This window comes from Levilactobacillus senmaizukei DSM 21775 = NBRC 103853, assembly GCF_001592085.1.
Lineage (GTDB): Bacteria > Bacillota > Bacilli > Lactobacillales > Lactobacillaceae > Levilactobacillus > Levilactobacillus senmaizukei.
Window position 1 is genome coordinate 1 of sequence record NZ_BCWD01000044.1, and the last position, 7,056, is coordinate 7,056.

Sequence of the window (7,056 nt, forward strand, 5' to 3'; positions counted from 1 at the left end):
AGTTATCCGCTCTCGCAGACAACTTAATAATCATACCATTGGAACAATATAATTGTCAACAACTAATTTCAATCAACCTTGAAAGTTCGCTGTGATTGCCTCAATGACAACGTATATAACTATACCAACTATCGACTCCTACGTCAATCATTTTTTGAAAGCTTTTTCAGTTAATCTTTTCCAGCTGCATACTTGCAGAAACCAACTAACTATCTAGCTAACGAACTAGGTCCCAAAATCAGTTGCTTCAATGTCCAGCCCTCCCCAACAAAAAAGACCTCACCACCTAGGCCAGGTCCTCCATGATTAATCCTTCTTCAATCCATTAATCCAACGGTTAATCTCCCGACTTGAACGCTTGCGATTTACTTCGGCCCAAGTATATGGGAAATAATTACGCCAATCCTTATCCGTAAAGGCTTCCGCGTATGGCAAAAGCGTGGGAACTAGCAAACGGTCTGGTCGCACAGCGTTGGACAATAATTCTAGCCCCGTCTTCGAGAAGAACGTGGTCACCACTTTACCATCGCTATTAACAATCCGGTCGACCCAGTCCTCATTCAGGAAGCCAAAGACATCATTTTCAATCTCGACCAACCCGCGTTGTTGCCGTGCAAGATAGATATTCCATTCGTTCCGCGTCGGAAAATACAAAGAGTAATAGTAGTCTTGGATGAAACTAGCAAAGTTACCCGCGTATCCTTCTGTAGGCAGATAGTCTTTCCCATCTGGTCGACGGTAATGCGACGACCGTCCTAGCAATTGCCGCAAACTTTCAAACGGGTTCGCTTGATGTACGTACATTGAAAGATAACGCATTTGCCGGCGATATAATTTAATCGCTTCATCTGGATCCATCGTCTTCACCGTCGTCATGTCCAAGGACAAATCAACTTTATCGATATAACGAACCGGCTCCACAGGCAGGCGGCCCTCTACCCGCATCTCTTCTACTCGACCTTTGAACTCATCGAGAATGTCCGCCCGAATTTCACTATCTGGTAACGAGTTCTTCGGGTATGCCCGCGTATAGACGTACAGGTCCCCCAAATCTGGCCGTCCAAATAGCTTAGCATGCACATAACACTTGGTGGCTGCACTCTTCGTCTCTGGATAGCGAATGGCCCGAGAGTCCCGGTCATCTGCACCATCGGCTCGTTCTACACCTTTATAGACAAAGAAGTAGTACCCCAATCCGAAAACCAATAACACACTACTATACATAACCAACTCCCCCTCTCTGGTTATTAAGCACACCATAATCAGTCTGAGCGTTCATCGCAACTGATACGGCGTGTTACCGGTCAAATGGTCAGGGAGTTTAATTATCTAAGTTTACTTAATGTCTCTTTTACCAGGACACAAAAAAAGAGGAGCTCCTGATGGAGTTCCTCTTTTCGTGATTAACACAATCGGAAAGTCTTAAACGTTCGCAATTGCCTTGTCTAACAAGTCAACGATCGTGCTGATTGAGTATAACCGTAAAATCTCATTGATTTCAGGTGCTGAAGAGTTACCAGTGAAGGCAACGTTCAGTGGAAAGTACAGTGCACGTCCTTTAACCCCGGTGTCGGCACCAACGGCCTTAATCATACCCTTGAAGTCTGGATCAGCAACGTCAGCACCTAAGTCCTTAACGTGCTTTTCAAAACTCTTCAGTACATTGAGAACATCATCATGGTCGAATTCACTCAATTGAGAGTAATCGATGTCGGATTGTAAGATATTTGCATAAAATACGACCTTGTCCATAACTTCAGTTAACATGTGTACTTCGGTTTGATAGATCTTGGATACTTGGTAAACGAATTCGCGAAGGTCAGGCAAGTTCAAAGCTTGAACTTGCTTGGCAACATCCGTTTGTCCTTCATCAACTAATTCCAAAATCCGGTCGGTCATGTCATCAAGGCTAAGCTTCTTGATGTATTCCGCGTTAATCCAATCAAGCTTTTGTTGATCGAAGTATGCTGGAGACTTGGACATCCGTGAAGGATCGTAACGTTCAATAAGTTCTTGACGAGTGAAGATTTCGTCTTCACCAACTGGGGACCAACCCAGGAAGGCAATAAAGTTAAAGATTGCTTCACTGAGGTAACCTTGGTTCTTGTATTGGCTAATAAATTGCAAAGTCTTCTTATCCCGCTTAGACAACTTCTTCCGAGTCTTTGGGTTGTAAATCAATGTGATATGACCAAAGTTAGGCATTTTAATTCCTAATGCTTCGTACACCGCAACTTGTTTTGGTGTGTTGGCAATGTGGTCATCACCCCGAAGAACATCAGTGATGTCCATCAGGTAGTCATCGATAACAACGGCAAAGTTATAAGTAGGCATTCCATTACTCTTTTCAATAATGAAATCGCCACCCATGTTGTCGGAGTTGAACGCAACGTGGCCTTTAATGATGTCGTCCCATGCGTAAACATGGTCAGGTGGCATGTGAAGACGGATACTTGGTTTCAAGCCCTTTGCTTCAGCTGCCTTTTGGTCTTCAACACTCCGACCATACCAACGGCCGTCGTAGTGAGGAGCCTCACCGGCTGCCCGTTGTTGATCGCGCATTTCGGTTAATTCATCTTCGGTTGCGTAATCTTTGTAAGCTAGACCTTCGTCGAGCAGTTTAACAACGTAGCGATGATAGAGGGCTTGACGTTCACTTTGGTGATAAGGAGCGTACTTTGGATTTGGCTTATCTGGGCCTTCATCCCAATCGATACCTAACCAATGCAAGTTATCAATTTGACTATCCTCACCATGAGGAACGTTTCGCTTCAGATCGGTGTCTTCGATACGAAGAACCATCGTGCCGTGGTAATGGCGGGCAAATAGGTAATTGAATAATGCAGACTGTGCGTTACCAATATGCAGGAATCCTGTTGGACTCGGTGCATACCTCACCCGTACGTTTTTCTTATCCAATTCCGAATTATCACTCATGCTATTTCCTCCTCTATTATCTACTACACTCACCTACCCAAGTGCTGAGGTCCGACCTTATGCTGTCGGTAATTCTAACGAACAGTCGTCTTGTTCTTGTCGTTAACATCCTTAACGTCACCGAAGCTGTGGTTCAAGTCAGCAATAGCTAACTTCAAGTCATCGATGAAGTCGTCGGCAATGGCCATAGTCATACCAGGACGAACAACAATCCGGCTGGTGATAGTTTCTTCACGGTTCTTTGGAAGTGGGTAAGCAGGTACTTGCCAGCCGTACTTAGCCAGAGCATCTTCCATGTCGTACAAACTCCAACTTACGTTGGCGTTGTCAGACAACTTCCAGCAGTTGATTGGTAATTCTTTACCATCAACAAGGATGTCAAAGATACCAAACTTACGTAATTCGTCAGTCAACTTCAATGAAACCTTCCGTACGTTGTTCATGATAGCCTTGTAACCAGCTAAACCAAAGCGTAAGAAGTTGTAGTATTGGGCGTTGATGTGCGCACCAGAGTGAGAGAAGTTGATAGCGATTGAGTCGACACTTGAACCAAGGTAAGGAACTGAGAAACGCATTTCCTTAGGAAGGATGTCGTAAGAGTTCTTACGCCATACGATCCAGCCTAAACCAGGGTAAACCATGCCGTACTTGTGACCTGAAACGTTGATTGAAACAACGTTGTCAAGACGGAAGTCCCAAGGCTTGAAGCCGTCAACGAATGGGGCGAACAAACCACCAAAGGCAGCGTCCACGTGAATCCGTACTGGCAAAGCAGCAGTCTTGTTGTATTCAGTAACTAACTTGTCAAGACCTTGGATGTCATCAACGGAACCAGTGTAAGTGATCCCTTCAATACCAATGATACCAATAGTGTTCTCATCGACGTAGTCCATAACATGGTCAAGGTCAAGAGATACTTGGTCGCCATTGATTGGAACTTGACGGAAGTCAACGTTCCAGTAAGTGCAGAACTTTTCCCAAACAACTTGGTTACCAGACATGATAACTAAGTTAGGCTTGTGAGCGTGAAGGTCATCGATGTCAAGGCCAGCAGCCTTAGCACGGTGCTTCCAGGTGTGCAACAATGCAAGTCCACCTAACATGCAACCTTCGGAAGAACCAACGGTTGAAGTACCGATGAAGTCATCACCGAACTTTTCTTCGTCAGGAATGCCCCAAAGGTGAGCAATCATACTTACACAATAGTTTTCCATTGCGGAAGTCTTAGGGTATTCGGACTTGTCGATGGCGTTAGTGTTAAGGGTACGCATCATCAATTGGTCAGCTTGTGGTTCCATTTCAGTGGTACAGAAAGTAGCCAAGTTTTGGTTAGCTTTTGCTTCGTTTAAACGGAAGTGGTCAACCATTTCTACGGCTACGTCTGGGGCCATTGGGCCTGCAGGCATAGTGTTCTTAGGAAGTGATTCACCGGCTGCGGTGCTACCCAAGAAAGTCTTTTCCAATTGTGCTGCGTCTAACATCTGCTGCGTTTCCTGATCGTTTTTACTCATAATGTAGTTGTCATACTAATGTATGACCTAGCCTCCTTATTTTTGAAAATAATTCGTTTCTAGCTACTTACTTTGCATCTTCCTTAGCCGCTGCTTGTTCAGCATATGGCTTGTTCGGATCCAAACCTAATTGACGTGCCCACTTGTCGTGGTACATGTATAGGATGAATGGAAGAATTCCCATGATAACGAATGCAATCAACAGCAACGTCAAGTATGTCTTCTTGTCGTGTGCGCTGTAGTCTGCAGGTGGGAAGAACGTAACAACGAAACCAAATGCTGACAAGATGAAGCCAAGTACACCATACGTTACACGAAGACCCATTACACGTGAAGCTTGGAAAGTCCGGTGAAGGTCTTTGTGCTTGAATTGAAGTACCAGGTAAGTTACGAACATCATCATGTACATCATAGTGTACAGAGCAACAGTTAAACTCATGGCAGTTTGGAAGGAAACGGATGACTTGTTCCCACCAGCACCAAAGGTTAAGAGTGCACCGACGATAGACACAACCACACCTTGTAAAATCATAACATTGGTTTCAATACCATACTTGTTTGACTTAGAGAAACGAGGTGGTAAGTAACCTTCCTTGGCAGCTTCGAACATACCAGCGTTAGGTCCAACAACCCAACTACTGATTTCCCCAAGCACACCAACGGCTAACAAGAAACCAACAACTTTTTCTACTAAGACAACACTAATACCAAACCGTTGAACCAAAGCACCATAAGCGAACACGATACCATTACTCAATTGGATTTGGTCGTTTGGAATAGTCATAGCAATGGCCATTGAACCGATGATATCGGAGCAAATAGCACAGATTGCTAAGGCCGTCATAACCTTAGGGTAAACCTTAGGGTTTTCCAAGTCCTTAACGTGAGATGCAGAACCTTCGGCTCCGGCAAACGCAAGGATGAATGGAACGAATCCAACTAAGACACTCCCGTTCCAACTGGATGGGAAGATAGTATGTGTGTTTACATGAATAAGGGCAGGATTACCTTGAACCAAGTATGCAATAAATAGGAACAGTAAGAAGAACACAGGAATAATGACACCTAAAGTAAAGCACCATTGTGCGATCTTACCAGTAACGGCAGTCCCACGTTGTTGTAACCAGATAAGACCCCAGATCATAACCATCATTAAGATGAATTTGACCGTTGGGTTGTTAGCAATAACAGGTAAACCGAAACTTACTGAGAAACACCCAAGAATAAAGTACATCATGGTGTTCATGCCGACAGTGATGTGAATCCATTGATAGAACAGAGCTGACCAACCAGCACGTTCACCAAGCATGTCACGACTCCAGGTAAAGATACCACCTTTACTCCAGCCATCGATTGAAGCCATTTCACCAGCAGTACGAGTAACTGGGAGGAACCATAAGATCCCGGCCAGGAACAGGTAGAAGAAGGCAGTAGGCCCTTGCTTAGCAAATGCGGCGAAACCATAAACCGTCATAACCATTGAAGTGGTCATGGAGAATAACTGGAACCCAGTTATTTGATTGGCTTTGGTAAGGTCAACTTGCTCCGTAGACTTTTTTTCATCCACTTTTTCTACAATCCCTTCGAATCAATTGAAACTCTGTTGGTGCTCTATATGTAAGCAGTGGCAGCGGTTTCAAATTGAGAAATAATTACTTGGCCAAGTAATTGATGAGCCAATCGTCAGATCAGCTCCCTGTTAACAACACCAAGGGTAGTCCTTCGCGAAATAATAGAGAATAGACATTCGGGTACTTCTGTATAAAAATCATACAAATTCTAGCTGTTGTTTAAAAGAGGTTTTGAAATCAATCTCTGGATGATCGAATAATGTCGTCAATTGTTGTTGACTAAACTTGCTCATCCCTTCGACCAATAGGGCCGGATTCTCGCGTAGTCCGCCACGGAACCAGTTGCTAACGACTCCCTGATGTCCGTATTCAAACACTCGCAGTCCCGCTTGGTTGTGGATCGTCAATCGTGGGTAGTCATCTTCTAATGATTTTTTAATTTTTTCTACTATTAAGTCTATTGTTTTTAAAATAAAATCATCGAACTCCAAATACGCATGTGAATCAACCACGTGTCGGCAAAAGTTTTGGTAGGTGTCGATGTACCGAAACAAACTAAGGTACGTGACCAGCCAATTTTGTGAGTCCGTATTCGCCGTTAGCTTTTCAGCATCGTGGCTGAACTGGTAGTGCAGGCAGTCATACTTGTCCTGAAAGTGATAGTAGAAGGTCTGACGATTAACATGGCTTTCCTGAACAATTTGCTTCACCGTGATGTCGTCAAATTGGTCATTTTCTGCAATGTCTTGTAAGGCTTCCCCAAGTCGGTCCTTAGTTTTATATTCCATACAGATCGTCTCCTACTTCAATAAGATTTTCACGCACGAACCTGCGTTGTAAATACAGTATAGACATGATCAGGGGAAATGTATAGATTCTTTTTATTTTATCTTTAGTTTCGCCCCGTTCTTTTCCCAGCAAACGCAAAAAAGACGCCAGTTCCTTTAAAAAGGAGACTGACGTCTGACAGATTCTTTTGTCTTTATCAATAGTAAATAAAAAAGCTAGCCGCTCTCATCGAAGGACTACCTCACAGA

General features: G+C 43.9%; 5 protein-coding genes. All 5 read right to left on the reverse strand.

Going from position 1 to position 7,056, the window contains the following annotated elements:
• Window positions 1–306 precede the first annotated feature (306 nt).
• Window positions 307–1,224, reverse strand: a complete 918-nt coding sequence (locus tag LSE01S_RS10390; RefSeq protein ID WP_061777560.1) for a hypothetical protein — start codon at window positions 1,222–1,224, stop codon at window positions 307–309.
• Window positions 1,225–1,422: 198 nt separating this feature from the next.
• Window positions 1,423–2,937: a glutamate--tRNA ligase gene (gene gltX, locus LSE01S_RS10395; RefSeq protein WP_082622402.1), complete on the reverse strand. Its 1,515-nt coding sequence runs from the start codon at window positions 2,935–2,937 to the stop codon at window positions 1,423–1,425.
• 74 nt (window positions 2,938–3,011) lie between these two features.
• Entirely contained in the window at window positions 3,012–4,448 is a 1,437-nt protein-coding gene (gad, locus tag LSE01S_RS10400) for a glutamate decarboxylase (RefSeq protein WP_082622401.1), read from the reverse strand.
• A 67-nt stretch (window positions 4,449–4,515) separates the two neighbouring features.
• Window positions 4,516–6,015: an amino acid permease gene (locus LSE01S_RS10405; RefSeq protein WP_061777561.1), complete on the reverse strand. Its 1,500-nt coding sequence runs from the start codon at window positions 6,013–6,015 to the stop codon at window positions 4,516–4,518.
• 201 nt (window positions 6,016–6,216) lie between these two features.
• A complete protein-coding gene (locus LSE01S_RS10410; RefSeq protein ID WP_061777562.1) occupies window positions 6,217–6,807 on the reverse strand; it encodes a TetR/AcrR family transcriptional regulator C-terminal domain-containing protein in 591 nt (196 codons plus the stop codon).
• Between the last annotated feature and the right edge of the window lie 249 nt (window positions 6,808–7,056).

Bases quoted from the DNA above. Each gene is read 5' to 3' on its own strand.
- LSE01S_RS10390 (WP_061777560.1), bottom strand. From the start codon at position 1,224: ATGTATAGTAGTGTGTTATTGGTTTTCGGATTGGGGTACTACTTCTTT.
- gltX (WP_082622402.1), bottom strand. From the start codon at position 2,937: ATGAGTGATAATTCGGAATTGGATAAGAAAAACGTACGGGTGAGGTAT.
- gad (WP_082622401.1), bottom strand. From the start codon at position 4,448: ATGAGTAAAAACGATCAGGAAACGCAGCAGATGTTAGACGCAGCACAA.
- LSE01S_RS10410 (WP_061777562.1), bottom strand. From the start codon at position 6,807: ATGGAATATAAAACTAAGGACCGACTTGGGGAAGCCTTACAAGACATT.